Here is a 25,818-nt window from a genome sequence, read left to right on the forward strand (position 1 = left end):
GATACCAGGATAATCCTAGTCGGTGACCAGATGCTTCTCGAACGTGGCGATCTTGGCGAACTCCTCGGCATCCAGACTCGCTCCGCCGACCAGCGCGCCGTCGACGTCCGCCCCGGCCAGGATGGAGGCGACGTTCTTCGACTTCACCGAACCGCCGTAGAGCAGACGGACGCCGTCGGCGAACTCGGCCGAGTACGTCGAGGACAGGTGCTTCCGGATCGCCTCGGCCATCTCCTGGGCGTCCTCCGGACCGGCGACCTCGCCGGTGCCGATGGCCCAGACCGGCTCGTAGGCGATGACCAGCTCGCCCAGCTCCTCGGCGGAGAGGCCCTCCAGGGCGCCGTCCACCTGCTGCAGCGTGTGGGCGACGTGCTCGCCGGCCGTGCGGACGTCGAGGCCCTCCCCGACACAGAGCACGGGCGCCAGTCCGTGGCGCAGCGCCGCGCGGATCTTGCTGTTGACCGTCGCGTCGGTCTCGCCGTGGATCTCCCGCCGCTCGGAGTGGCCGATCAGCACCTGCGAGCAGCCCAGCTTGTCCAGGAACTGCCCGGAGATGTCACCGGTGAAGGCGCCGGAGTCCTGGTCGGAGAGGTCCTGGGCGCCGTACTCCACCGCGAGCTTGTCCCCGGCGACCAGCGTCTGGACGCCGCGCAGATCGGTGAACGGCGGGAAGACCGAGACCTGGACCCGCTCGTAGTCGTGGCCGGCGTCGTCGAGCGTCCAGGCCAGCTTCTGGACCAGTGCGATCGCCTGCATGTGGTCCATGGTCATCTTCCAGTTGCCCGCGATCAGCGGGCGACGGACGAACTGTCCGTCCTTCTGTGCAGTCATGGGGTCTGCCGTTCCTTCCGTGGGGTTCCGTCAGCCGGCCAGGGCGTCGACGCCCGGCAGCTCCTTGCCTTCCAGGTACTCCAGCGAAGCGCCGCCGCCGGTGGAGATATGGCCGAAGGCGGCCTCGTCGAAGCCGAGCCCGCGCACTGCGGCCGCGGAGTCGCCGCCGCCGACGACGGTGAAGCCCTCGGCCTCCGTCAGCGCCTGCGCCACCGTCGCGGTGCCGGCGGCGAAGGCCTCCATCTCGAAGACGCCCATCGGGCCGTTCCAGAACACGGTGTTCGACGCCGCGATCTCGGCGGCGAAGGCCGCGGCCGAAGCCGGACCGATGTCCAGCCCCAGGGCCTTCTCCCCGTGGGCGCCGGACTCCAGCGCGTCGACGGCCAGCACCTCGTGCTCGGCGTCCGCGGCGAAGGCCGAGGCCATCACGACGTCGGTGGGCAGCACGATCCGGCACTCCAGGCGCTCGGCCTCGGCGAGGAAGCCCCGCACCGTCTCCAGCTGGCCCTCCTCGACCAGCGAGGACCCGATGCCGTATCCCTGGGCCTTGAGGAAGGTGAAGACCATGCCGCCGCCGATCAGCAGCGTGTCCGCCCGGCTCATCAGGTTCTCGATGACCGCCAGCTTGTCCGAGACCTTCGAGCCGCCGAGGACCACGGTGTAGGGCCGCTGCGGCTCCTCGGTGAGCCGCTTGAGCACCACGAGCTCGTCGCGGACGAGGTCGCCCTGATAGCTGGGCAGCTCGCCGGTGATGTCCACGACGGAGGCGTGGCGGCGATGCACCGCGCCGAAGGCGTCGCCGACGTAGGCGCCGTCCTCGCCGACCAGGCCGGCGAGCTCACCGGCCAGTGCGGCGCGCTCGGCGTCGTCCTTCGAGGTCTCGCGCGGGTCGAAGCGCACGTTCTCCAGCACCAGGATCTCGCCGTCGGCGAGGTCGGCGGCCTGGCTGCGGGCGCTCTCGCCCACCAGGTCGTGGGCGCGGCGCACCGGCGTCTCGGTCAGCTCGGCCATCCGGTCGGCGACCGGCCCGAGGGAGAACTGCGGGTCCACCTGCCCCTTCGGGCGGCCGAGATGGGCGGCGACGACGACGCGGGCGCCGGCGGCGGTGAGCTTCTCCAGGACCGGCAGCGAGGCGCGGATGCGGCCGTCGTCGGTGACGGTGGTCCCGTCCAGCGGCACGTTGAGGTCCGATCGGACCAGCACGCGGCGGCCGGAGACGCCGTCGGCCAGCAGGGCATCGAGTGTGTTGGTGGAGGCTGTCATGGAGTTCACAGTACCAATCGTCGCTGGGGGTTCGTCCGTGGTCGCGGCGAGTCCGCACGGTGGCGGAGGGACGCGCGCGGGGCCGTCCGCGGCGCCCTCGGCGCCGCCGGTCGACGACCGCCGCTCCGTCGCGCCGTCGCACGCGCGAGGCCCCGCCCCGTCCGCGCCGGCGGCGCAGTCGGGACGGGGCCTCGTCGCCGGGTCGAGGAGCCGGGGCGGGCCGGCTCAGCGCCGACTCAGAGCTGGGCGCCGATGTACGAGGTCATCGCCACCAGGCGCGAGCTGTAGCCGTGCTCGTTGTCGTACCAGGAGACGACCTTGACCTGGTTGCCGATGACCTTGGTCAGCGGCGCGTCGTAGATCGAGGCGTGCGAGTCGCCGACGATGTCCGAGGAGACGATCGGGTCCTCGTTGTAGGACAGCACGCCGGCCAGCTCGCCCTCGGCGGCCTTCTGGAAGGCGGCGTTGACCTGCTCGGCGGTCACGCCGTCCTTCTCCACGGTGACCGTCAGGTCGGTGGCCGATCCGGTGATGACCGGCACGCGGATGGCGTAGCCGTCCAGCTTGCCGTCGACGGCGGGCAGCACCTCGCCGATGGCGGCGGCCGCACCGGTCGAGGTCGGCACGAGATTGTTCGCGGCCGCACGGGCGCGGCGGGCGTCCTTGTGCGGGGCGTCGTGCAGGCGCTGGTCGCCGGTGTAGGCGTGGACCGTGGTCATCAGGCCCTCGACGATGCCGAACTCGTCGTGCAGGACCTTCGCCAGCGGCGCGAGGCAGTTGGTGGTGCAGGATGCGTTGGAGACCACGGTGTGGTTCGCGGCGTCGAAGGTGTCCTCGTTGATGCCCATCACCAGCGTGGCGTCGACGCCCTTGGCCGGTGCGGAGATGACGACCTTCTTGGCTCCGGCCTCGACGTGCTTGCTCGCGGCCTCCTTGGAGGCGAACAGGCCGGTGCACTCCAGCACGATGTCGACGTCGAGCTCGCCCCACGGCAGGTCGGCCGGGTCCTTCTCGGAGAGCAGCTTCACACGGCGCTCTCCGGCGACGAGGGTGTCGCCGTCCAGCGAGACGTCCTTCGGGTATCGGCCCATCACCGAGTCGTACTTGGTGAGGTTGACCAGGTCCGCAGGGCTGGTCAGGTCGTTGATGGCCACCAGCTCCAGGTCGTCGTAGCCCTGGTCCTCCAGCACGCGCAGCACGTTGCGGCCGATGCGTCCAAAACCGTTGATCGCGATCTTCGTCGCCATGGGTTCCCTTCCTTGACTTCTCCGTCCGCCGGTCCGGCGGGCCGGTCGGATGATCCTGCGCACCGTGGCCGCAGACCCCTGGAAAGCACGAAGGGGACCAGCAGCCCGACGCAGGTCGTGGCCGCTGACCCCCAACAACTTCCTTGTTCTCAGGATGTCTGCAGAACGCAGTGTTCGATTATCAGCTCACATTCTCGCACATCTCGTCGGGCGATGCCCGGCCCGAGGTCCGCGGCATGTCCGGGATCTCACCCCGGAGTCCGCCGCCGGACCGCCCGGTCGGGCGGGTCCCGCCCGGCGCGAGCCGAGGACGCCGGATCCCCTGGGATCCGACGCCCTCGATGCGCGGCGCGGCCGCGCTGCGGAGCGTCGACGCACTCACAGGTGCGGCGCGGCCGCTCCGGTCACGCGCGGCTCACTGAACCGTCAGCGTCTCGCTCACGGAGTGATCAGCTGCGAGGCGCCCGAGCGGGCGGCCTCGAAGCGGCGGGCCACGTCCTCCCAGTTCGCGATGTTCCAGAAGGCCTTGACGTAGTCCGGCTTCACGTTCTGGTAGTCCAGGTAGAAGGCGTGCTCCCACATGTCCAGCATCAGCAGCGGGGTGGTCGCCACCGGGACGCCGTTCTGCTGGTCGTAGAACTGCTCGACGAGCAGGTTGCCGCCGATCGGCTCGTAGGCCAGGATCGCCCAGCCCGAGCCCTGGATGGTCAGTGCGGCCTGGGTGAACTGCTGCTGGAACTTCTCGAAGGAGCCGAAGTGCTCGTCGATCGCGGCGGCCAGCTCGCCCTCCGGACGGTCCGGGCCCTCCGGGGACAGATTCTTCCAGAAGATGGAGTGGTTGGTGTGGCCGCCCAGGTTGAACTGGAGGTCCTTCAGCAGCTTCGGCACATTGCCGTACTCGCCCTTCTCGCGAGCCTCGGCCAGCTGCTCCAGCGCGGTGTTGGCGCCCTTGACGTAGGTGGCGTGGTGCTTGGAGTGGTGGAGCTCCATGATCCGCGCGGAGATGTGGGGCTCCAGCGCGGAGTAGTCGTAGTCGAGCTCAGGAAGGGTGTACTCAGCCAAAATATCCTCCTAGTGACGATGGTCCTCGAGGTCGGCTCGAGCGGACGTCTCCGACCTCGACCGCGTTCATCCTATGCCCGCCCGGGGACCCGGGTGAAGGTCTGCGGCGGAGATGGCCCGCAGTGTTCACCATGGGAGGAAAACATGACGTCCCTGCGACGAACTATGACGTCGCCCCAGGTCACCAGGACGGTCGCACGACCGCGCCTCAGCCGTCGAGCATATCGGAGGTGACGTTCGAGTCCGTCCCCGGGATGTCCAGGTCGGCGGCGCGCTTGTCCGCCATGGCCAGCAGCCGACGGATCCGCCCGGCGATGGCATCCTTGGTCATCGGCGGCTCGGCCATCCGCCCGAGCTCGTCCAGCGACGCCTGCTTGTGCTCCAGGCGCAGCCGCCCCGCATAGCGCAGATGCTCGGGCACGTCGTCGGCGAGGATCTCCAGAGCACGCTCCACCCTGGCGCCGGCGGCCACCGCGGCCTGAGCCGAGCGCCGCAGGTTGGCGTCGTCGAAGTTGGCCAGCCGGTTCGCCGTCGCCCGGACCTCCTTGCGCATCCGGCGCTCCTCCCACACCAGCAGCGCCTGGTGGGCGCCCATGCGGGTGAGCAGCTGGGCGATCGAATCGCCGTCGCGGATCACCACCCGGTCGACGCTGCGCACCTCGCGGGCCTTGGCGGTGATCCCCATCCGACGTGCCGAGCCCACCAGCGCCAGAGCGGCCTCCGGCCCCGGGCACGTGACCTCCAGCGAGGAGGAGCGACCGGGCTCCGTGAGCGATCCATGGGCCAGGAAGGCCCCGCGCCAGACGGCGACGGCGTCGGCCACCGACCCGTTGACGATCGCCGAGGGCAGACCGCGCACCGGCCGGCCGCGCACGTCGAGCAGCCCCGTCTGCCGGGCCAGGGCCTCGCCCTCGCGGACGACGCGGACCACGTAGCGGCTCCCCTTCTTCAGCCCGTTGCCGGAGACGACGATGACCTCGCTCTCATGGCCGTAGACCTCGGAGATCGTCGCACGCAGCCGACGTGCGGCCGCGGCGTGGTCGAGCTCGGCCTCGATGACGATGCGACCCGAGATGATGTGCAGCCCGCCGGCGAAGCGCAGCATGGCCGAGACCTCGGCCTTGCGCTCCGAGGTCGTGGAGACCTCCTGTCGGGAGAGCTCGTCCTTGACCGATTCGGTCAGCGCCATGTGTCCGTCCTCCGGGTTCCTGGGTCGCGTCGGGGTCCTGGGGCGAGGCAATGGTAGTGGATGCTCCTGAGCACCGCCCGATCGGAGACCCTGACGATCGTGCGGAGCGACGCCGGCGGCGACTGCGAAGGCGGCGACTGCGCCGCGTCAGCGCGAGAAGACGTCGTCGAAGGCGATCGCCAGGCGCAGCGGATCGTGGACCTCGCGCTCCTCCTCGCGCCGCACGTGGCGGTAGTGCACGACCGCGCCCAGCGCCGCGGCGGCCTGCTCGAAGGCCGGCCGATCGGGCCCCTCCACCGAGCTCGGGTCAGCGATGACCGCGTCGACGCGCAGCCCCGGCGCGTGCTGGACCAGCACCTCCAGATGGTCCGCGGGAGTCAGTCCGGCGGTCTCCTCGTCCTCGCTCGAGAGATTCATCACCACACAGCGCCGCGCCTCAGTCCCGTGGATGGCCTCACGCAGATCCGCCAGGAGCAGATGCGGCAGCACCGAGGTGTACCAGGACCCGGGACCGAAGACGATCCAGTCGCTGAGCTCGATGGCCGAGATCGCCTCCGCGCAGGCCTCGGCCTCGGCCGGATGCAGCTGCACATCCGTGAGCCGCCCCAGGCGGCCGGCGCGGGCGAGCTCGACCTGGGACTCGACCCGCTCGGCCGTCCCGTCGCGGCGGACCTGCCCGGACATCGTCAGCGGCTGCCGCGACATCGGCAGCACCTGGCCGCGCGCGCCCAGCAGCGCACCGGCCCAGCGGAGTCCGTCCACCGGGTCGCCGAGCAGCTCCCAGAGCGAGACGATCAGCAGGTTCCCCATGGCATGGTCGTCGAGACTCCCGACGATGCCGTCGCGCGAGCTGAAACGGTGCTGCATGACCTGCGCCCAGGTCCTCCCCCAGTCGGTGTCGTCGCACAGCGCGGTCAGCGCCATCCGCAGGTCCCCCGGGGGCAGCACGTCCATGTCCCGCCGGATGCGTCCGGACGAGCCGCCGTCGTCGGCGACGGTGACCACGGCGGTGAGATGTTCGGCGGCGATGATGCGCAGCGCCGCCAGCGTGGCGGACAGCCCGTGCCCGCCGCCCATCGCCGCCACGCGGAACGTCCCGTGGCGCGGGGTCATGTTCGCCGGAGAGCCGACGACCTCGGGCGGCCGCGGGACCGGTCCGGTGAGCGAATGCGTCATGCTCACTCCCGTCCGAGATCACGGTGGCTGGTGCTGACCGTGACGTGAGGCAGCTGGTCCAGCCGGCGTGCGAGCTCCTCGGCGATCGCCACCGAGCGGTGCTTGCCGCCGGTGCAGCCCACCGCCAGCGTCGCGTAGTGCTTGTTCTCCCGGCGATAGCCGTCGAGCACCGGATACAGCGCCTCCAGATAGCGGTCGACGAACTCGCCGGCGCCCTCGTCGACGAGCACGAAGTCGCGCACTGCGGCATCCTGGCCGGTCAGCGCCCGCAGCTCCGGCACCCAGTGCGGATTGGGCACGAAGCGCACGTCGGCGACGAAGTTCGCATCGGCGGGCACCCCATACTTGAAGCCGAAGCTCATCACGTTCAGCCGCAGCTGAGTCGGGCCGTCGGCGGAGAAGATCTCGGTGACCGCGCGGGCCAGTCCGTGCACGTTGAGGTCGGTGGTGTCGACCACCACCTCCGCGCTGGCCTTGACCTCCTGGAGCAGGTCGCGCTCGGCGACGATGCCGTCCAGGACGCGTCCCGAGCCCTGCAGCGGATGCGGGCGCCGGCCCTGCTCGAAGCGACGCACCAGCAGGTCGTCCGAGGCGTCGAGGAAGAGCAGGCGATAGGTGATGCCGGCGGCCTTGACCTGCTCGAGCGCCGAGAGCATGTCGCTGAAGAGATTGCGCGAGCGGACGTCGAGCACCACGGCCAGCTTCTCCACCGACCCCGGATTCCGCGAGACCAGATCCATCATCGTGGTGATCAGCTCCGGCGGAAGTCCCTCGACGACGTACCAGCCCAGGTCCTCCAACGCATGGGCCGCAGTCGTGCGTCCGGCCCCGGACATGCCGGTGACGATCAGCAGCTCGCTCTCCGGGGGCTTGACCGGGGTCAGTGCATCGCGCATACCAGCAGACTACGTGGCCGCCCCGCCGCGGACAATCGCCGTCCAGCACCGCACCAGGACGCCGACGCCGGTCCACTCGACCGACGCCGTCCCAGGTCAGCGTTCCGGACGAACCTCGTCGTCCGGTCGGTCCGGCGGGTCGGCGGCGGCCTCCTCGACGACATCCCCGTCGGCGACGTCGCCGCCCCCCTCCGCGGAGGGCTCGGCGAGATGGTCGCGGATCCGGGCGGCCAGCTGCGGCCCGATGCCCGGGACCCGGGCGATCTCCTCGGCGTCGGCCCGCTTCAGCCGCTCGACCGATCCGAAGTGCGTGACCACTGCCGAGCGCCGCGACGGGCCGAGTCCCTCGACCTCGTCGAGCACCGAGGCGGTCATCTGCTTGGCGCGCTTGGAGCGGTGGTGGGCGATGGCGAAGCGATGCGCCTCGTCGCGGATCCGCTGGAGCATGTAGAGCGCTTCGGAGCTGCGCGGCAGCACCAGCGGGAAGTCGTCGTCGGGCAGCCAGACCTCCTCCAGACGCTTGGCCAATCCGACCACGGGCATGTCGGTCAGACCCAGCTCGTCCAGGGCGGCGCGGGCGGCGGCCACCTGCGGCTGGCCGCCGTCGACGACGACGAGGCTGGGCGGGTAGGCGAAGCGCGCGGACTCGCGGTCCACAGTGGTGTCCTCCGCCGGCTCCGCTCCCCCGGCGCCCTCACCGATCTCCTCGACGCCCTCGGCGACTGCCTGCTCCGCCTGGTCGGCCCGCTCCCGGGTGACGCGCTCCTCCTCCAGGTGGCGGGCGAAGCGGCGGGTGATGACGTCATGCATCGCACTGGTGTCGTCGCGGGCGGCCTCGCCGCGGATGGAGAAGCGGCGGTAGTCCTTCTTGCTCGGCACGCCGTCCTCGAGCACGACCATCGAGGCCGAGACGTTGGTGCCCGACGTGTGCGAGATGTCGTAGCACTCGATGCGCAGCAGCGGCTCCGGCGCCCCGAGGGACTCCTGCAGCTCCCGCAGCGCCTGCGACCGGCTGGTCAGGTCCCCGGCCCTCCGGGACTTGTGGAGCCGCAGGGCCTGGTCGGCGTTCTCCCGGACGGTGTCCAGCAGCGAGGCCTTGTCGCCGCGCTGCGGCACCTTCACCGTCACCCGCGCACCGCGCTGCTGGGACAGCCAGGCGGTCAGCCCCTCGTGGTCGGCGGGCAGCTCCGGGACGAGCACCTCCCGGGGAATCCGCTCGGCGTCGGCCATCGAGCCGTAGACCTGAAGCAGCAGCTGCTCGACCAGAGAGGCCGGATCGGTCTCCTCGACCTTCTCGACGACCCAGCCGCGCTGACCACGGATCCGGCCCTGGCGGATGTGGAAGACCTGGAAGGCGGCCTCCAGCTCGTCCTCGGCGAAGGCGAAGACGTCGGCCTCGGTGTCCTCGCCGAGCACCACCGCATTCCGCTCGAAGACCCGGCGCAGCGCCTCGAGGTCGTCCCGATGGCGCGCGGCGTCCTCGTAGCGCAGCTCGGCGACGGCCTCCTTCATCTGCGCCTCGATCCGCCGCATGTGCGGCCCCGGCCGCCCGGCCATCACCTCGCAGAACTCCTCGGCGAGCGTCCGATGGTCCTCTTCGCCGATCCGTCCGACGCAGGGCGCCGAGCACTTGTCGATGTAGCCCAGCAGGCAGGGCCGGCCCGAGGCCTGGGCCCGACGGAAGACCCCGGGCGAGCAGCTGCGCACCGGGAAGACCCGCAGCATGGTGTCGACGGTCTCCCGGATCGCCTTGGCCGGGTGGAAGGGGCCGAAGTACTTCACCCCGGGCTTCTTGTCCCCGCGCATGACCTGCACGCGCGGGTACTTCTCGTTCATCGTCACCGCGAGGTAGGGGTAGGACTTGTCGTCGCGGTACATGATGTTGAACCGCGGGGTGTGCTGCTTGATCCAGGTGTACTCCAGCTGGATGGCCTCCAGCTCGGAGCCGACCACGGTCCACTCGACCGAGGCGGCGCTGTGCACCATCGCATGGGTCTTCGGCGGCAGCGTGGCCGGATTCGCGAAGTAGGAGTTCAGCCGCGACCGCAGGTTCTTGGCCTTGCCGACATAGACGACCCGTCCGTGCGGATCGATGAAGCGGTAGACGCCCGGCGAGGTCGGAATCTCCCCGGCCGCCGGACGGTAGGACGCCGGATCAGCCATCGCGGCGCGGCTCCGAGCGGTTCGAGGCGTCGCCGGCGGCATCTCCCTCCGGCTCGGGCGGCGGCGCGTTGTAGCTGTCCACGCGCACCTGGCCGGTCAGCGCGGCGATGGCGTCCATGACCTGCTCAGTGGCCTCGCGGCGGACGGGCAGGCCATGGCGCGGTCCGAGGTGGTCGAAGTGCAGCGGCTCGCCGACGCACAGCGAGAACTTCGCCGGGCGCACACGGTTGGAGTCCGGCGCCTGCAGCGCCTCGGTCCCCTGCAGACCCACCGGCACCACCGGCAGCCCGGTCGCCAGCGCCAGCCAGCCGACACCGTTCTTCCCCCGGTACCAGCCGGCCGTCGCGGCTGCGCGTGCCCTCCGGGTAGATGCCTACTCCGTGGCCGGCCGAGGCGATCTCGCCGAGCTGGTGCAGCGCCTCGACCGACGCCGATTTGCGCTGTCGTTCGACCGGCACGGAGCCCACCGATTCGAAGAACATCTTCATCGCCCGGCCCTTGAGGCCGGGCTGGGTGAAGTACTCCGCCTTCGCGAAGAAGCTCACCGGGCGCGGGAAGATCGCCTGGATGAGCACCGAGTCGAGGAATGAGAGGTGGTTGCTGGCGACGACGAAGCCGCCCTCGTCCGGCACACGGTCCAGGCCGGTGATGGTCGGACGGCAGGTGAGCTTCAGGACGGCGGCGAAGGACCGACGGATCGCGTCGTGGGTGACCACGCGCTGCTCGTCGGGCGCGGACGGGTCTGTGCTCACGGACGGGTCCTTCACGTCGTCGGGTCCACTGGGCGTCGCCGCCGGCTCGCGGCCGCCAGGCCGCCCACGAAGAGTGGTCGAGGCCACCCGTCGGGCGCCGGCGCCGATCAGTCTAGCCCAGAGACGTCGTCACAGCAGGTCGGCGAGGAACGCGCCGGTGTGCGACCCCGTCGACGTCCATTCGGCGGCGAGCTGCTCCGGCGTGCCCTCCGCGACGACCCGCCCGCCGCCGGTGCCGCCTTCGGGCCCCAGGTCGATGAGCCAGTCCGCCGACTTGATGACGTCGAGGTTGTGCTCGATGGTGATCACCGTGTTGCCCTTCTCCACCAGTGACTGCAGCACGCCCAGCAGCCGCCGGATGTCCTCGAAGTGCAGGCCCGTGGTCGGCTCGTCGAGGACGTAGATGCTCCGCCCGCGCGAACGCTTCTGCAGCTCGGCGGCGAGCTTGACGCGCTGCGCCTCTCCCCCGGAGAGCGTCGTCGCCGCCTGGCCGAGCCGCACATAGCCCAGCCCGACGTCGACGAGCGTGGTCAGGTGTCGGGCGATCGGCGCGAAGGCGGAGAAGAATTCGGCGGCCTCCTCGATCGGCATGTCGAGGACCTCGGCGATGTTCTTGCCCTTGTACCGGACCTCGAGCGTCTCGCGGTTGTAGCGCGCGCCGTGGCAGACCTCGCAGGGCACGAAGACGTCGGGCAGGAAGTTCATCTCGATCTTCAGCGTCCCGTCGCCGGCACAGGCCTCGCAGCGGCCGCCCTTGATGTTGAAGGAGAAGCGGCCCGGCTGGTAGCCGCGCGTCTTGGACTCCGGGGCCTGCGCGAAGAGCTTGCGGATGTGGTCGAAGACGCCGGTGTAGGTCGCCGGGTTCGACCGCGGCGTGCGGCCGATCGGGCTCTGGTCGACGTGGATGATCTTGTCCAGGTGCTCGACGCCGTCGATGCGCCGGTGGCGGCCGGGCACCTGACGGGCGCCGTTGAGCTTGTTGGCCAGCGCCTTGTAGAGGATCTCGTTGATCAGCGTGGACTTGCCGGAGCCCGAGACGCCGGTGACCGACAGGAAGATCCCCAGCGGCACGTCGACGGAGACGTCGTCGAGGTTGTTCTCATGGGCCTCCACCACCCGCAGCATCCGCTGAGGGTCCACCGGCCGACGGGCCTCGGGCACCGGGATGACCCGGCGTCCGGCCAGGTAGTCGCCGGTGATCGACTGCTCGTTGGCACGCAGACCCTCCACCGAGCCGGAGTGCACGATGACGCCGCCGCGTTCGCCCGCCCCGGGTCCGATGTCGACCACCCAGTCCGCCTCGCCGATGGTGTCCTCGTCGTGCTCGACGACGATCAGCGTGTTGCCGAGATCGCGCAGCCGCGTCAGCGTGCGGATCAACCGGTTGTTGTCCCGCTGGTGCAGGCCGATCGAGGGCTCGTCGAGGACGTAGAGCACGCCCACCAGGCCGGAGCCGATCTGCGTGGCCAGCCGGATCCGCTGGGCCTCGCCGCCGGAGAGCGTCCCGGCGCCGCGTTCGAGGTTCAGATAGCCCAGGCCGACGTCGAGGAGGAAGCTCAGCCGGGCGAGGATCTCCTTGAGCACCTGCTCGGCGATCATCGCGTCGCGGGCGGAGAGCTCCAGGTTCTGGAAGAAGGACAGCACCTCGTCCATCGGCAGCCGGGCGACGTCGGCGATCGAGGATCCCTGGACCAGCACGGCCAGCGAGGCGGGATTGAGCCGTCGGCCGTCGCACTCCGGGCAGGGCACCTGACGCATGTACTGCTCATAGTGCTCCCGGGCCGTGTCCGACTCGGTCTCCTCGTGCTTGCGGTGGATATAGGCGATGACGCCCTCGAAGCCGGTCGAATAGCGTCGCTCGCGGCCGAAGCGGTTCCGATACTGGACCACGACCTTGTGATTGCGCCCGCGCAGCAGCGCCCGGCGGACGCCCTTCGGCAGCTCCCCCCACGGCGTGTCCAGCGAGAAGTCCAGCTCGTCGGCCAGCCCCTGCACGATGCGCAGGTGGTACTGCCCGCTGGCGCGCCCGCGGTTCCAGGGAGCGATCGCCCCCTGGTTCAGCGAGAGCGTGTCGTCCGGGATCACCAGCTCCTCGTCGACCTCCAGCTTCGAGCCGATGCCGGAGCAGGCCTGGCAGGCTCCGAACGGCGAGTTGAAGGAGAACGAGCGCGGCTCGATCTCGTCGATCGGCAGCGGGTGCTCGTTGGGGCAGGCGAGGTTCTCCGAGAAGGTCCGGAGCTTGGGCCCGTCGAGCTCCTCCGGCACCCGGTCGGGCTTCGCCGGCGTGCCGTCCTCGGCGAGGTCGACCATGTCGATGACGACCCGACCCTCCGCCAGGCGCAGCGCGGTCTCGATGGAGTCGGTCAGCCGCTGCCCCATGCCCTCGCGGATGACCAGCCGGTCGACGACGACGTCGATCCGGTGCGTGTACTGCTTCTCCAGCGTGGGCGGATCGTTGAGCTGGACGAGCTCGCCGTCCACGACCGCGCGGGCGAAGCCCTGTCCGGCGAGGTCGCGGAAGAGGTCCTTGAACTCCCCCTTGCGCGCCCGCACCACCGGCGCGAGGACCTGGAAGCGGGTGCGCTCGGGCAGCGCGAGGATCTGGTCGACGATCTGCTGCGGCGTCTGACGTTCGATCCGCTCTCCGCACTCCGGACAGTGCGGCACTCCGATGCGTGCCCAGAGCAGGCGGAGATAGTCGTGGATCTCGGTCACCGTGCCGACGGTCGAGCGGGGATTGCGCGACGTCGACTTCTGATCGATCGACACCGCCGGCGACAGCCCCTCGATGAAGTCGACGTCCGGCTTGTCCACCCGCCCCAGGAACATGCGGGCATAGGCGGAGAGGGATTCGACGTAGCGGCGCTGCCCCTCGGCGAAGATGGTGTCGAAGGCCAGCGAGGACTTCCCCGAGCCGGAGAGCCCGGTGAAGACGATGAAGGCGTTGCGCGGCAGCTCGATGCCGACGTCCTGGAGGTTGTGCTCCCGGGCACCCTGCACGACGATGCGGTCGGCCTCGGCGCGGCCGGCGCCGTCGACGGCGGCTTCCTCGGGGGCTCCGCGGCCGCGGAACTCGTCGACGGACTCGATCACTGCGGCCTCGTTCTCGGCAACTCGCTCAGACACGATGCCCAGTGTAGGCCCCCGCGCTGACTCGAACAAGTGTTCGAACGCCGTGCGGCCCCGCATCACACCGGCGTGACCCCGACGAAGCCGATGCGATCATGGAGACATGACCCGACCGCTCTCCCCCGCTCCCGCCGCCGTGCTCTTCGACCTCGACGGCACGCTGGTGGACTCCGCCCCGGGGATCACCTCGGGCATCGCCGCCGCGCTGGCCGCCCACGACGTCGCCGTCCCCGGACAGCCGGTCCTGGACGCGATGGTCGGTCCGCCGCTGGCCTCCAGCCTGCTCTCCGTCCCGGGCGTCGACGAGACCAACCTGGCCGGCATCATCGACCACTACCGCCGCGACTACGTCGCACGCGGCCTGGCCGACGCCGCAGTCTTCCCCGGCCTGACGGAGCTGCTCGACGAGCTGCGCGCCGCCGGCACCGCCCTCGCGGTGGCGACGTCGAAGCCGCAGACGCTGGCCGAGCGGCTGATCTCCCGGCAGGGGCTCCGCGAGCGGCTCGACGTCGTCGTCGGCTCGGACCCGGACGAGACCCGCCCGCATCCGGGCAAGGCCGCGATCGTCGGCGAGGCTCTGCAGGCCCTGGGACTGGGCCCCGGAGCGCCGCGGACCGCGATGGTCGGGGACCGGATCTTCGACGTCGAGGGCGCCCGCGGCAACGACCTGCCCTGCATCGGCGTGCGCTGGGGCAGCGCTCCCGACGGCGAGTTGGAGGAGGCCGGCGCCGCGCCGGTCGTCGACGACGTCGCAGGACTGCGCGAGGCGCTGCGCCGGATCGCCGCGACCGAGTCCGCGACCGAGTCCGCGACCGGCCCGGGGGACGCCGCGGGCGCGGAGACGGCCGAGGCCGCCGAGGCCGGTCGGCGTCATGGCATCTGACCGACAGCAGACCATAGACTGTCGCGCATGGCCTCCGACAGCACATTGATCCACGACCTCCCGGCGATCACGGTCCGCCGCCTCGCCGTGTCCGAGATGAGCAACAACGTGTATCTGCTCACCGCGAAGAAGTCCGGGATCCAGGTGCTGATCGATGCGGCCGCCGACGCCGAGGCCGTCCGCGGGATGCTCGCCGCCTCCGCCGAGGACACCCCCTGCGCCCCGCAGCTGCGCGCGGTGCTGACCACGCATCGGCACTGGGACCACATCCGCGCGCTGCCCGCGATCGCCGGAGACCCCGGCGTCGAGACCGCCGCCGGGGATGTGGACGCCGCGGCGATCGAGGAGGCCGAGGACGTGCGGATCGACCGCCGGCTCGAGCACGGGCAGCTGGTCCAGTACGACGGCATCGGCCTCGACGTCATCGCCCTGCGCGGCCACACTCCCGGATCGGTCGCCTTCGTCTACCCCGTCGAGGACGGCCCGACGCACATCTTCACCGGAGACTCGCTCTTCCCCGGAGGCGTCGGGAAGACCCAGTCCGCGGAGGACTTCCGCTCGCTGCTCGACGACGTCGTCGAGCGACTCTTCGCCGTCTTCGACGACGACACGATCATCCACCCCGGCCACGGCGAGCCCACCACGATCGGCGCCGAACGTCCGCACCTGGCCGAGTGGCGGGAGCGCGGCTGGTGAGCGCCCGGCCGTCGCTGAGTCAGCATCTGCCCGCCGCGGGGGCCGCGAGCGCCGACGAGCTCGTCGCCGCCTTCCAGGAATGGACCTCCGCCCAGGGCATCACTCTCTACCCCGCCCAGGAGGACGCCGTCCTCGAGCTGGCCTCGGGCGGCCACGTCATCATGGCCACCCCCACCGGCTCGGGGAAGTCGCTGGTGGCCGCGGCCGCCCACTTCCTCGCCCTGGCGCGAGGCGAGCGCAGCGTCTACACCGCACCGATCAAGGCGCTCGTCTCGGAGAAGTTCTTCGATCTGGTCGAGATCTTCGGCGCCGAGAACGTCGGCATGGTCACCGGCGACTCGGCGGTCAACGCCCATGCACCGATCATCTGCTGCACGGCCGAGATCCTGGCGAACGAGGCGCTGCGCGACGGCGCCGAGGCCGAGGTGGGGCCGGTCATCATGGACGAGTTCCACTTCTACGCCGAGCCGCAGCGCGGCTGGGCGTGGCAGGTGCCGCTGATCGAGCTGCCGCAGGCGCAGTTCCTGCTGATGTCGGCGACGCTGGGCGACACCTCCGGCTTCGAGCGCCGCATCTCCGCGCGCACCGGCCGCGACGTCGTCACCGTCGCCTCGGCCCACCGTCCGGTGCCGCTGAGCTTCGAGTACTCGACGACGCCGCTGCAGCAGAAGCTGGAGGAGCTCGTCGCCGACGCCAAGGCGCCGGTCTACGTGGTGCACTTCTCCCAGCGCGAAGCCGCCGAGCGGGCCGCCGGGCTGGCCTCGCTGAACGTGGCCTCCACCGAGACCCGCGAGCGCATCAAGGAGCGGCTGAAGACCTTCCGCTTCGCCAAGGGCTACGGCACCGTGCTCAACCGGCTGCTGCGCAGCGGCATCGGCGTCCATCACGCCGGGATGCTGCCGAAGTATCGTCGACTGGTCGAGCAGCTGGCCCAGGAGGGGCTGCTGAAGGTCATCTGCGGCACCGACACGCTCGGCGTCGGCATCAACGTGCCGATCCGTACTGTGCTGCTGAGCGCGCTGAGCAAGTACGACGGGTCCCGGACGCGGCAGCTCAAGGCCCGCGAGTTCCACCAGATCGCCGGCCGGGCCGGCCGGGCGGGCTACGACGACGAGGGCACCGTGGTCGTGCAGGCTCCCGCCCACGTCGTCGAGAACGAGCAGGCGCTCGCCAAGGCGCGCGCCAAGCACGGCGACGATCAGAAGAAGGTCGACCAGGCGGTGCGCTCGGCGGGGAAGAAGAAGCCTCCGGAGGGTTTCGTCTCCTGGAGCGAGAAGAGCTTCGACCGGCTGGTCGCCGCGCAGCCGGAGCCGATGGTCTCCCGGATGCGCATCAGCTATGCGATGGTCCTGCAGGTGCTGCAGCGCCCGGAGGATCCGATCCGCGCGCTGCGCCGGCTGATCCTGGCCTCCGACGAGACCCCGGCGCGGAAGGCGATCCTCCAGCGCCGGGCGCTGGAGATCCTCCGCGAGCTGCTCACCGCCGGGGTGCTGGAGCGCCTCGACGAGCCCGACGAGGACGGCCGGACAGTGGACCTGACGCTCGCGCTGCAGGACGACTTCGCGCTCAACCAGCCGCTGGCGCCCTTCGCAGTGGCCGCCCTGGAGCTGCTGGATCCGGAGTCGGAGTCCTATGCGCTGGACGTGATCAGCGTCGTCGAGTCCATCCTGGAGACGCCGTACCAGGTCACCGGTGCGCAGGTGAAGAAGCTGAAGTCGGAGAAGCTGGCAGAGCTCAAGGCCGACGGCGTCGAGTACGTCGAACGGATGCGGATCCTCGACGAGATGTCCCATCCCCAGCCGCTGAAGGAGCTGCTCACCCAGCAGTTCGAGGTCTACCGGACCTCCGCCCCGTGGGTCGGCGACCACGAGCTCACTCCGAAGGCGGTCGTGCGCGACATGGTGGAGCGCGCCTTCAGCTTCACCGACATGGTCAACCACTACCAGCTCGCCCGCTCGGAGGGGGTGCTGCTGCGCTACCTGACCGACGCCTACAAGGCGCTGCGCCGGACGGTGCCGCAGGACAAGGTCACCGAGCCGCTCCAGGACCTGGTCGAGTGGCTCGGCGAGCTCATCCGCCAGACCGACAACTCGCTGCTCGAGGAGTGGGAGAAGCTCGCCCACGGGACTGAGGACGCCACCGCCGAGGACCTCGACCTCTCCCCCGACGTCGCGGAGGAGCCCGACCGGGTGACCGCCAACGCGCGGGCCTTCAAGGTCATGGTGCGCAACGCGATGTTCCTGCGCGCCCAGCTCTTCGCCGACGAGAAGGAGCGCGAGCTCGAGGAGCTCGACGGCGAGACCAGCGGTTGGACCGCCGACCGCTGGGGCGAGGCCATGGACGCCTTCTTCGGCGTCTACGACGACGTCTTCGTCGACGCCCATGCCCGCGGCCCGGGGCTCATCCGCATCGACGAGTCGCCCGACGGGCATCCCGGCCGCTGGCGGGCGGTGCAGGTCCTCGACGACGCCGAGGGGAACCACGACTGGGGCATCCACGCCTGGATCGATCTGGCGGCCTCCGACGAGGCCGGTGCGCCGGCGGTGATCGTCGACCACGTCGGCGAGCTGCATCAGGCGCCGTCCTGACTCCCCGTCGCCGGAGCCGCGACGAGCAGACGCACCGGTCAGCATCCGAGCCGGCCGGCCGACGACCACGAGCCGACCAGGAGGAGACGATGACCCCGCATCCCGCCCGCGACGCCTCGCCGACGGCCGAGCCGCTCGGCGAACCGGTGGTCCGCACCCTGCGCGACGGCACCCGCCTGGTCGACCGGCGCTTCCGCGTGCCGCTGGACCACGCGACGCCGGCGGGCGAGCATATCGAGGTCTTCGCCCGCGAGTTCGTCTCCGCCGAGGCCGTCGGCCGCGGCGAGGAGCACGTCGCGTCGATGCCCTGGCTGCTGTTCCTTCAGGGCGGGCCCGGCGGCAAGGGCTCGCGTCCGGCACGATTGACCGGCTGGATGCAGGAGGCCGCCGGGCGCTTCCGGATCCTGATGCTCGACCAGCGCGGCACCGGCCGCTCGACCCCGCTGACCCGGCGCAGCATCGCCGACCGCGGCGAGGTCGCCGCGCAGGCCGAGCACCTGCGCCGCTTCCGCGCCGACGCCATCGTCGCCGACGCCGAGCGCATCCGACGCGCCCTGGGCGTGGAGAGCTGGAGCGTGCTGGGCCAGAGCTTCGGCGGATTCTGCACGCTGACCTACCTCTCCTTCCACCCCGAGGGCCTGGATCGGGCTCTGCTCACCGGCGGCCTCGCCCCGCTGACCGGCCACGCCGACCGCGTCTACCGGGCGACCTGCACGCGGATGCGGGCGCGGAACGCCGAGCACTTCGCGCGCTTCCCCGAGGACCGCGAGCGGCTCGACGGCGTCGTCGACCATGTGCGCGCCCATGACGTGCGGCTGCCCGACGGCTCGGCGCTGACCGTGCCGCGGCTGCAGATGCTGGGGATGCGGCTCGGCGGGAACACCCGCGCCGACTCGCTGCACTATCTGCTCGAGGAGGCCTTCGAGGACGTGGCCCGGACCCGCCTGGCCGACAGCTTCCTGGCCGAGGTCGGCGCCGAGATCTCGCTGGCCGACCGGCCGCTGTACGGCCTGATCCACGAGTCGATCTACGGGCAGCCGGCCGAGCGCACCGACGGCCGCGGAGCCACCGCCTGGGCCGCCGAGCGCGTGCTGGCCGAGCACACCGACTTCGCCTCGGACGCCGAGTCCCCGCTGCTGCTCGGCGAGATGTTCTTCCGTGAGCATGTCGCCGGCGACCCGGTGCTCGCTCCGCTGCTCGAGACCGCCGAGGCGGTCGCGACGATCGACGACTGGGCGCCGCTCTACGACCTGGAGCAGCTGGCGCGCAACGAGGTGCCCGCCGCCGCGGCGGTGTACACCGACGACGTGTACGTCGATCGAGACCTCTCGCTGGAAACGGCCTCCCGCGTGCAGCATCTGCAAGTGTGGGAGACCGACGAGCTCCACCACGACGGACTCGGCGACGACGGCGCCCGCGTGCTGCGCGAGCTGCTGCACCGCACCGACGCGCCGCGCTGACGCGCCGCTCCGAGGTCCCGCGCCAGAGACCGACGACGCAGGTCGCGCCGTCCGGCCTCGGCCGCTCAGCCGCGCGGGGGGCCTCCGCCGAGATCCTCGGGGCGCAGCTCGCGGTGCTCGACGCCGTGGGCATCGTCCAGCACCGCCAGGTACCGCTCGCGGTGCTCGATCAGCGCATCCTTGTGCTTCTCGGGCACCTTCTCGTAGCGGGCCCGCCACCGGTCGACGGCCTCGCGGGCGGCGTCGAGCTCCTGCTGCGTCCCGCCGGACTCCACCAGGGTCAGGTACTTCCGCGAGGACTGCTCGGCATTCTGGATGGCCCGCAGGGCCCGGCCCTTCGGCGCCAGCAGCGAGGCGACCACGGTGATGACGAGCACCACCAGGATCACCAGCAGCGACAGGCCCGTGGGCACCTCGGCGACGTGGACGCTCTCGCCGTCGTTGATGAAGGGCAGCTTGTTCTCGTGCAGGGCGTGGAGCATCAGCTTCACCCCGATGAAGCCCAGGATGATGGCCAGACCGTAGGAGAGGTAGATCAGTCGATCCAGCAGGCCGTCGATGAGGAAGTAGAGCTGACGCAGTCCCATCAGCGAGAACGCCGTGGCGGTGAACACGATGTAGGGCTCCTGGGTGAGCCCGTAGATCGCCGGGATCGAGTCCAGCGCGAAGAGGATGTCGGTGCCGCCGATGGCCACCATCACCAGCAGCATCGGCGTCATCATCCTCTTGCCGTCGACGCGGGTGACCAGCCGGTCGCCGTCGTAGTGGTCGGTGGTGGGGATGACCTTCTTCGCCAGCCGGATGAAGATGTTGTCGGCCTCGTCGGCCTCGTCGCCGGTGAGCTCCTTCTTCAGCAGCTGCCCGGCGGTGAGCAGCAGGATGATGCCGAAGAGGTAGAAGACGTCGCTCCAGACGCTGATGATCCCGGCGCCGGCGAGGATGAAGGCCGTGCGGGCGATCAGCGCGAAGACGATGCCGAAGAGCAGGACCTTCTGCTGGTCCTCGCGGGGGACGTTGAAGCTGGCCATGATGACCAGGAAGACGAAGAGGTTGTCCACCGAGAGCGCCTTCTCGGTGACGTAGCCGGCGTAGTACTCGGTGGCTCCGGCATGATCGCCGACGACGAGGAAGACCAGGCCGAAGAGCAGCGCCAGGGCGATGTAGATCGTCGACCAGACGGCGGCCTCGCGGATCGAGGGCGCGTGGGCCTTGCGGACGTGGGCGAAGAAGTCGAAGAGCAGCAGGCCGGCGATGACGGCGATGGTGATGCCCCAGATGGGCACGGTGTATTCCATGGACGGAGTCCTTTCACGAGGTCGCTCGCGGACACGGGCAGGCCTCGTGAGTCTCTCCGCCCGATGCCGCCGGCCCGTCCCGGAGCAGGCCCCGGCGGGCGGTCGGCGCGAGCCGCCGTCCCCGGCGGGCCGCCTTCGGCCCGCGTGCTGACGTGGACGACGCGGCAGGATACTCCCTCACGCGCATGCCCATCATAGCCGCTCGGCCGCCGCCCGGCACCATGACGTCCCGGGCGAGGATCAGGCCTGGCCGGCGTCGCGCATCTGCCGCAGCTCCTTCTTCAGGTCGCCGATCTCGTCGCGCAGCCGGGCGGCGAGCTCGAAGTTCAGGTCCTCGGCGGCCTGATGCATCTGCTCGGTCATCTGCTCGATGAGGTCGGCGGTGTCCTTCGCCGGCGTGGTCGACGCCGCGGAGCGGTCGGATCCGGCGGACCCGTCGCCGGTCGTCGCCTCGGTGCCCGAGGCGCCGTCGCCGGTGCCCTCCAGCGAGGTCAGCCCGCGGTGGCCCTTGCCGTACTCGAAGCCGACGGCGAGGCCGCCCATGCCCTGCAGCAGGTCGGCGGTGTCGGCGTCCTCGCGGGCGAGCTGGTCGGTGATGTCGGCGATCTTCTTCTGCAGCGGGGCCGGGTCGATCCCGTGCTCGGTGTTGTAGGCGATCTGGATCTGGCGGCGTCGCTCGGTCTCGTCGATCGCCCGGCGCATCGAGTCGGTGACCCGGTCGGCGTACATGTGCACCTGGCCGGAGACGTTGCGCGCCGCACGGCCGATCGTCTGGATCAGCGAGGTGGTCGAGCGGAGGAAGCCCTCCTTGTCGGCGTCCAGGATGGACACCAGCGACACCTCCGGCAGGTCGAGTCCCTCGCGCAGCAGGTTGATGCCGACGACGACGTCGTGGGTGCCGCGGCGCAGCTCGCGGAGCACCTCGACGCGCTTCAGCGTGTCGACGTCGGAGTGCAGGTACTCGACCTTCACCCCGTGGTCGAGCAGATACTCGGTGAGCTCCTCGGCCATACGTTTGGTCAGCGTGGTCACCAGCACGCGCTCGTCCTGCTGCTCGCGGCGGCGGATCTCGGCGAGCAGGTCGTCGATCTGCCCCTGGGTGGGCTTGACCACCACCTCCGGGTCGACCAGCCCGGTGGGGCGGATGATCTGCTCGACGTACCCGTCGGAGAGCTCGAGCTCGTAGTTTCCCGGGGTGGCGGACATGTAGACGGTCTGACCGATCCGCTCGAGGAACTCGTCCCACTTCAACGGTCGGTTGTCCATCGCCGAGGGCAGTCGGAAGCCGTGCTCGACCAGCGTGCGCTTCCGCGACATGTCGCCCTCGTACATCCCGCCGATCTGCGGGATCGTCACGTGGGACTCGTCGACGACCAGCAGGAAGTCGTCCGGGAAATAGTCCAGCAGACAGTGCGGCGCCGAGCCGGCGTCGCGGCCGTCGATGTGCCGCGAGTAGTTCTCGATGCCGTTGCAGAAGCCCATCTGCTGCATCATCTCGAGGTCGTAGGTGGTGCGCATGCGCAGCCGCTGGGCCTCGAGCAGCTTGTCCTGCGACTCCAGCTCGGCCAGCCGCTCGCGCAGCTCGTCCTCGACGGCGGTGATCGCCCGTGCCATCCGCTCGTCGCCGGCGACGTAGTGGCTCGCCGGGAAGATGTACATCTCCTCCTCGTCGCGGACCACCGTGCCGGTGAGCGGATGCAGCGTCTGGATGCTCTCGATCTCGTCGCCGAAGAACTCCACCCGCACGGCGAGCTCCTCGTACATCGGGATGATCTCCACCGTGTCGCCGCGCACGCGGAAGGTGCCGCGGTGGAAGTCCTGGTCGTTGCGCGTGTACTGCATGCCCACGAAGCGGCGGAGCAGCTCGTCGCGGTCCAGGGCGTCGCCGACCTTCAGCGGCATCATCTGCTCGATGTACTCCTCCGGCGTGCCCAGGCCGTAGATGCAGGACACGGTGGCGACCACGACGACGTCCCGGCGGGTGAGCAGCGCATTGGTCGCCGAGTGCCGCAGCCGCTCGACCTCCTCGTTGACCGAGGAATCCTTCTCGATGAAGGTGTCCGTCTGCGGGACGTAGGCCTCCGGCTGGTAGTAGTCGTAGTAGGAGACGAAGTACTCGACGGCGTTGTGCGGCAGCAGCTCGCGGAACTCGTTGGCCAGCTGCGCGGCGAGCGTCTTGTTCTGCACCAGGATCAGCGTCGGCCGCTGGACCTGCTCGATCAGCCAGGCCGCCGTCGCCGACTTGCCGGTGCCCGTCGCGCCCATCAGCACGACGTCCTTCTCGCCTCCGTCGATCCGCTCGGCGAGCTCGGCGATGGCCTTGGGCTGGTCACCGCTGGGCTCGTAGGGGCTGACGACGTCGAACGGGGCGACGGTGCGGTTGATCTTCGGCGCCAGGCTCATGGGTCCACCCTATCGCCCGTCTCCCCGGGAGATGAGTCCGTGGAAGGTGTGGCAGAGATGCCGCATTCCCACACGTTCCACGGAGTCATCGCCCGTGGCGGGCCCGACGCGGCGGCATCAGCGGCGTAGCCGTCGACGCAGCGCGTCCATCAGCTCGTCGACCTGCACCTCGAGGGCATCGCGCGTCGAGTCGTTGTCCAGCACGACGTCGGCGGCCGCGGCGCGCTCGGCGTCGCTCGCCTGGGCGGCGAGGCGAGCACGGGCGTCGGCCTCGTCGGTGCCGCGGTCCTCGACGAGTCGGCGCACCCGCTCCTCCTCCGGCGCGCGGACCACCACGACGACGTCGAAGCGGTCCTGCTGTCCGGTCTCGACGAGCAGCGGGATGTCCTCGACGACGATGCTCCCCGGCGCGGCCGCCTCCAGCCGGCGCCGGGACTCGGCACGCACCCGGGGATGCACGATGTCGTTGAGCCGCTCGCGGGCCGCCTCGTCGGCGAAGACGATACGTCCCAGCGCCGGCCGGTCCAGTGCGCCGTCGGCGTCGAGGATCTCCTCGCCGAAAGCCGAGACGACCTCCCTCATCCCCTCGGTGCCGGGCTCGAGCACGTCACGGGCGATGCGATCGGCGTCGATGATCTGCGCGCCGTCGGCGGCCATCCGCGCCGAGACCGTGGACTTGCCGGAGGCGATCCCCCCGGTCAGTCCGACGTGGACGATCGCGTCGGCGGCGCGCGGCCGGGGCCCGTCGTCCGCCGACGACGAGCCCCGGCTCCACGCGAGGGCGCTCAGTTCCCGCGCTCCTGCTCGTCCGCACCGCCGGTGCTCGGACCGCCCCGGTCGCCGTCGGCGGCGCCCCGGCCGCGCGCTCGGCCGCGACCTGGTCCACCGTCGGCAGGTCGCCGGTGCGGATCCTGTACTCCTCGACGATCTCGGGCTGCTCGACGTGCTCGACGTCCGGCGCGTTCTCCGGCTGCGTGCCTTCCTGATAGTCCGGAGCCACGACCGCCTCGGTGAGCGAATCGTCGTACTCCTCCATGCGCCGCTCGTACTCCTCGGGCGGCAGCGTCTTCAGCCAGCGGCGGGTGCGCAGGTACCCGACCTCGCCGGCGTCCTCGCGCATCGCTCGGGACAGGTTGAACATCATCAGGTAGCCCAGCAGGAAGAACGGCAGGCCGAGGACGATGGCCACGCTCTGCAGCGCGTTCAGCCCGCCGTCGCCGGTGGCGGTCAGCAGGATCGCGGCGATGAGACCGATCGCCACCGCCCAGAAGCCCTTCTGGTGCCCGGGGACCTTCCCCTCGAAGCCCGAGGACATGTCGTTGAGCACCAGGGCCGCGGAGTCCATGGAGGTGACGAAGAAGATCGCCACCAGCATGATCGCGATCGCCGAGGTCAGCGTGGCCAGCGGGAACTGATCCAGGAAGGCGAAGAGCGCGCCGGGGATGTCTCCGTCCCCGACCACACGCTCGACGAGCCCGCCCTCGCCGTTCATCTGGATGTCGAAGACTCCGGTGCCCCAGATGCCGAACCAGACGATCGTGAAGAGCGTGGGCAGGCCCAGGACGCCGGCGACGAACTGGCGCACGCTGCGCCCGCGCGAGATCCGGGCGATGAAGATGCCGACGAAGGGCGACCAGGTGATCGTCCAGGCCCAGTAGAAGATCGTCCAGCCGTTCTGCCAGCCGGTGTCGGCCAAGGTGTCGTTCCAGAAGGCCAGCTCCGGCAGCATCGAGGCGTAGACGCCGGTCCATTCGATCATGCCCTTCAGCAGATGGACCGTCGGACCGGAGATCAGGATGAACGCCAGCAGCAGGATGGCGACCCAGATGTTGAAGTTCGACAGCCGCTTCACGCCCTTCTCGACGCCGAGCAGCGTGGAGGTCAGCGCCACCAGCGTGACCGCCGCGATGATCAGGATCTGCGAGAGCGCCGACTCCGAGATGCCCAGCACGCTGGCCAGACCGGCGTTGATCTGCAGCGTCCCCAGACCGATGGAGACCGCGACGCCGAAGACGGTCCCGACGATGGCGAGGATGTCGATGGCGCGGCCCCAGTTGCCGTGGATCTTCTCGCCCAGCAGCGGCTGGAAGATCGAGGACACCCGCGGCGGCAGGTTGCGCTTATAGATGAAGTAGGCGAAGGCCAGCCCCGGCAGCGCGAAGATCGTCCAGGTGTGCAGGCCGAAGTGGTAGAGCGTGAAGCCCATCGCCTCCCGGGCGGCGTCGGCGGTGCCGCCGATGATGGTGGTCGGATCCACCGACTCGCCGGCCGCCTCCATCTCGGCGGCCTCGTCCGCCGAGAGTCCGCGCGGCGGGTTGGCGAAGTGATTGACCGGCTCGGCCACCGCCCAGAACATCAGGATGGTGCCGATGCCGGCGGCGAAGAGCATGCCGAACCAGGAGATGTCGCTGTGCTCGGGGGCCTCGTCGTCCTGCCCCAGCCGCATGCGGCCGAAACGGCCCAGGGCGATGTAGATCAGGAAGAGCAGGAAGATCGTGACGCCGGAGATGTAGAACCAGCCGAGGTTGTCGTAGATCCACGTCGACATCGTGCCGAACAGATCACCGATGCGTGTGGGGATGATCAGCGTGACCACCACGAAGGCCAGGATGAGACCGGCCGAGACGAAGAAGACCGCGGGGCTGGTGCGCAGCCTCAGCAGGTCGTGGAACCTCTCGAGCATGTCGTCGCCTTTCCGGGGAGGGTGCGTTCCGGCCGGGTCGGATCCGGGCATCGTCGGCGACGACGCGCAGACCCGGCGAGGCCCGACTGATACCCCAACGGT

17 protein-coding genes and 1 pseudogene are annotated in these 25,818 nt (G+C 70.5%); 4 read left to right on the forward strand and 14 right to left on the reverse strand.

Annotation, left to right across the window (positions count from 1 at the left end):
* Positions 1 to 15: 15 nt before the first annotated feature.
* The 10 genes and pseudogenes from tpiA to uvrA all read right to left on the reverse strand — a co-directional run bounded on the left by tpiA (position 16) and on the right by uvrA (position 13,579).
* Entirely contained in the window at positions 16 to 831 is an 816-nt protein-coding gene (gene tpiA / locus GU5_RS0107980; protein WP_010525059.1) for a triose-phosphate isomerase, read from the reverse strand.
* Between the two features lie 30 nt (positions 832 to 861).
* Positions 862 to 2,094 (reverse strand): phosphoglycerate kinase, encoded by a 1,233-nt coding sequence (gene pgk / locus GU5_RS0107985; RefSeq protein WP_029514131.1) that lies wholly within the window; start codon positions 2,092 to 2,094, stop codon positions 862 to 864.
* 236 nt (positions 2,095 to 2,330) lie between these two features.
* The gene (gene gap, locus GU5_RS0107990) at positions 2,331 to 3,341 is read right to left on the reverse strand and encodes a type I glyceraldehyde-3-phosphate dehydrogenase (protein ID WP_010525061.1); all 1,011 of its coding nucleotides are present in this window, start codon (positions 3,339 to 3,341) and stop codon (positions 2,331 to 2,333) included.
* A 438-nt stretch (positions 3,342 to 3,779) separates the two neighbouring features.
* Positions 3,780 to 4,403, reverse strand: a complete 624-nt coding sequence (locus GU5_RS0107995; protein ID WP_010525062.1) for a superoxide dismutase — start codon at positions 4,401 to 4,403, stop codon at positions 3,780 to 3,782.
* A 208-nt stretch (positions 4,404 to 4,611) separates the two neighbouring features.
* The gene (gene whiA / locus GU5_RS0108000; RefSeq protein WP_010525063.1) at positions 4,612 to 5,592 is read right to left on the reverse strand and encodes a DNA-binding protein WhiA; all 981 of its coding nucleotides are present in this window, start codon (positions 5,590 to 5,592) and stop codon (positions 4,612 to 4,614) included.
* A gap of 147 nt (positions 5,593 to 5,739) precedes the next feature.
* Positions 5,740 to 6,768: a uridine diphosphate-N-acetylglucosamine-binding protein YvcK gene (yvcK, locus tag GU5_RS0108005; protein WP_010525064.1), complete on the reverse strand. Its 1,029-nt coding sequence runs from the start codon at positions 6,766 to 6,768 to the stop codon at positions 5,740 to 5,742.
* Between the two features lie 2 nt (positions 6,769 to 6,770).
* Positions 6,771 to 7,664, reverse strand: a complete 894-nt coding sequence (gene rapZ / locus GU5_RS0108010) for an RNase adapter RapZ (RefSeq protein ID WP_010525065.1) — start codon at positions 7,662 to 7,664, stop codon at positions 6,771 to 6,773.
* A 96-nt stretch (positions 7,665 to 7,760) separates the two neighbouring features.
* Positions 7,761 to 9,827: an excinuclease ABC subunit UvrC gene (gene uvrC, locus GU5_RS0108015; RefSeq protein WP_010525066.1), complete on the reverse strand. Its 2,067-nt coding sequence runs from the start codon at positions 9,825 to 9,827 to the stop codon at positions 7,761 to 7,763.
* Positions 9,820 to 10,543: pseudogene (locus GU5_RS15935) on the reverse strand (lysophospholipid acyltransferase family protein). Before GU5_RS15935 ends, uvrC begins: the two are co-directional and overlap by 8 nt.
* Before the next feature lie 165 nt (positions 10,544 to 10,708).
* A complete protein-coding gene (uvrA, locus tag GU5_RS0108025) occupies positions 10,709 to 13,579 on the reverse strand; it encodes an excinuclease ABC subunit UvrA (RefSeq protein WP_369750468.1) in 2,871 nt (956 codons plus the stop codon).
* Between the two features lie 232 nt (positions 13,580 to 13,811).
* On the opposite strand from uvrA, the gene GU5_RS14730 reads away from it, so the two are divergent.
* The 4 genes from GU5_RS14730 (at position 13,812) to GU5_RS0108045 (ending at position 19,335) form a co-directional block, all read left to right on the forward strand.
* Entirely contained in the window at positions 13,812 to 14,591 is a 780-nt protein-coding gene (locus tag GU5_RS14730; protein WP_010525068.1) for an HAD hydrolase-like protein, read from the forward strand.
* Positions 14,592 to 14,618: 27 nt separating this feature from the next.
* Positions 14,619 to 15,287, forward strand: a complete 669-nt coding sequence (locus tag GU5_RS0108035) for an MBL fold metallo-hydrolase (RefSeq protein ID WP_010525069.1) — start codon at positions 14,619 to 14,621, stop codon at positions 15,285 to 15,287.
* Positions 15,284 to 17,875 (forward strand): DEAD/DEAH box helicase, encoded by a 2,592-nt coding sequence (locus GU5_RS0108040; protein WP_369750467.1) that lies wholly within the window; start codon positions 15,284 to 15,286, stop codon positions 17,873 to 17,875. The genes GU5_RS0108035 and GU5_RS0108040 overlap by 4 nt, the downstream gene beginning before the upstream one ends.
* Positions 17,876 to 17,964: 89 nt before the next feature.
* Positions 17,965 to 19,335 (forward strand): alpha/beta fold hydrolase, encoded by a 1,371-nt coding sequence (locus GU5_RS0108045; RefSeq protein ID WP_010525071.1) that lies wholly within the window; start codon positions 17,965 to 17,967, stop codon positions 19,333 to 19,335.
* A 65-nt stretch (positions 19,336 to 19,400) separates the two neighbouring features.
* Here the strand turns inward: GU5_RS0108045 and GU5_RS0108050 are convergent, their stop codons facing one another.
* From GU5_RS0108050 to GU5_RS14735, 4 genes are all read right to left on the reverse strand, one after another.
* Positions 19,401 to 20,630 carry a TerC family protein gene (locus tag GU5_RS0108050; protein ID WP_010525072.1) on the reverse strand — a complete coding sequence of 410 codons (1,230 nt, stop codon included), beginning with the start codon at positions 20,628 to 20,630 and terminating at the stop codon, positions 19,401 to 19,403.
* A gap of 240 nt (positions 20,631 to 20,870) precedes the next feature.
* Complete coding sequence (uvrB, locus tag GU5_RS0108055; protein WP_010525073.1) at positions 20,871 to 23,033, reverse strand: excinuclease ABC subunit UvrB; 2,163 nt, start codon at positions 23,031 to 23,033, stop codon at positions 20,871 to 20,873.
* 117 nt (positions 23,034 to 23,150) lie between these two features.
* A complete protein-coding gene (gene coaE / locus GU5_RS0108060; RefSeq protein WP_010525074.1) occupies positions 23,151 to 23,690 on the reverse strand; it encodes a dephospho-CoA kinase in 540 nt (179 codons plus the stop codon).
* Positions 23,641 to 25,716 carry a BCCT family transporter gene (locus GU5_RS14735; protein ID WP_010525075.1) on the reverse strand — a complete coding sequence of 692 codons (2,076 nt, stop codon included), beginning with the start codon at positions 25,714 to 25,716 and terminating at the stop codon, positions 23,641 to 23,643. Before GU5_RS14735 ends, coaE begins: the two co-directional genes overlap by 50 nt.
* Positions 25,717 to 25,818: the final 102 nt, after the last annotated feature.

Origin of the sequence: Nesterenkonia sp. F, assembly GCF_000220985.1 — a bacterium.
GTDB lineage: Bacteria > Actinomycetota > Actinomycetes > Actinomycetales > Micrococcaceae > Nesterenkonia.

Bases quoted from the DNA above. Each gene is read 5' to 3' on its own strand.
- rapZ (WP_010525065.1), bottom strand. From the start codon at position 7,664: ATGCGCGATGCACTGACCCCGGTCAAGCCCCCGGAGAGCGAGCTGCTG.
- pgk (WP_029514131.1), bottom strand. From the start codon at position 2,094: ATGACAGCCTCCACCAACACACTCGATGCCCTGCTGGCCGACGGCGTC.
- whiA (WP_010525063.1), bottom strand. From the start codon at position 5,592: ATGGCGCTGACCGAATCGGTCAAGGACGAGCTCTCCCGACAGGAGGTC.
- GU5_RS14735 (WP_010525075.1), bottom strand. From the start codon at position 25,716: ATGCTCGAGAGGTTCCACGACCTGCTGAGGCTGCGCACCAGCCCCGCG.
- uvrB (WP_010525073.1), bottom strand. From the start codon at position 23,033: ATGAGCCTGGCGCCGAAGATCAACCGCACCGTCGCCCCGTTCGACGTC.
- gap (WP_010525061.1), bottom strand. From the start codon at position 3,341: ATGGCGACGAAGATCGCGATCAACGGTTTTGGACGCATCGGCCGCAAC.
- uvrC (WP_010525066.1), bottom strand. From the start codon at position 9,827: ATGGCTGATCCGGCGTCCTACCGTCCGGCGGCCGGGGAGATTCCGACC.
- GU5_RS0108050 (WP_010525072.1), bottom strand. From the start codon at position 20,630: ATGGAATACACCGTGCCCATCTGGGGCATCACCATCGCCGTCATCGCC.
- GU5_RS0108035 (WP_010525069.1), top strand. From the start codon at position 14,619: ATGGCCTCCGACAGCACATTGATCCACGACCTCCCGGCGATCACGGTC.
- tpiA (WP_010525059.1), bottom strand. From the start codon at position 831: ATGACTGCACAGAAGGACGGACAGTTCGTCCGTCGCCCGCTGATCGCG.
- GU5_RS0108045 (WP_010525071.1), top strand. From the start codon at position 17,965: ATGACCCCGCATCCCGCCCGCGACGCCTCGCCGACGGCCGAGCCGCTC.
- coaE (WP_010525074.1), bottom strand. From the start codon at position 23,690: ATGGCCGCCGACGGCGCGCAGATCATCGACGCCGATCGCATCGCCCGT.
- GU5_RS14730 (WP_010525068.1), top strand. From the start codon at position 13,812: ATGACCCGACCGCTCTCCCCCGCTCCCGCCGCCGTGCTCTTCGACCTC.
- yvcK (WP_010525064.1), bottom strand. From the start codon at position 6,768: ATGACGCATTCGCTCACCGGACCGGTCCCGCGGCCGCCCGAGGTCGTC.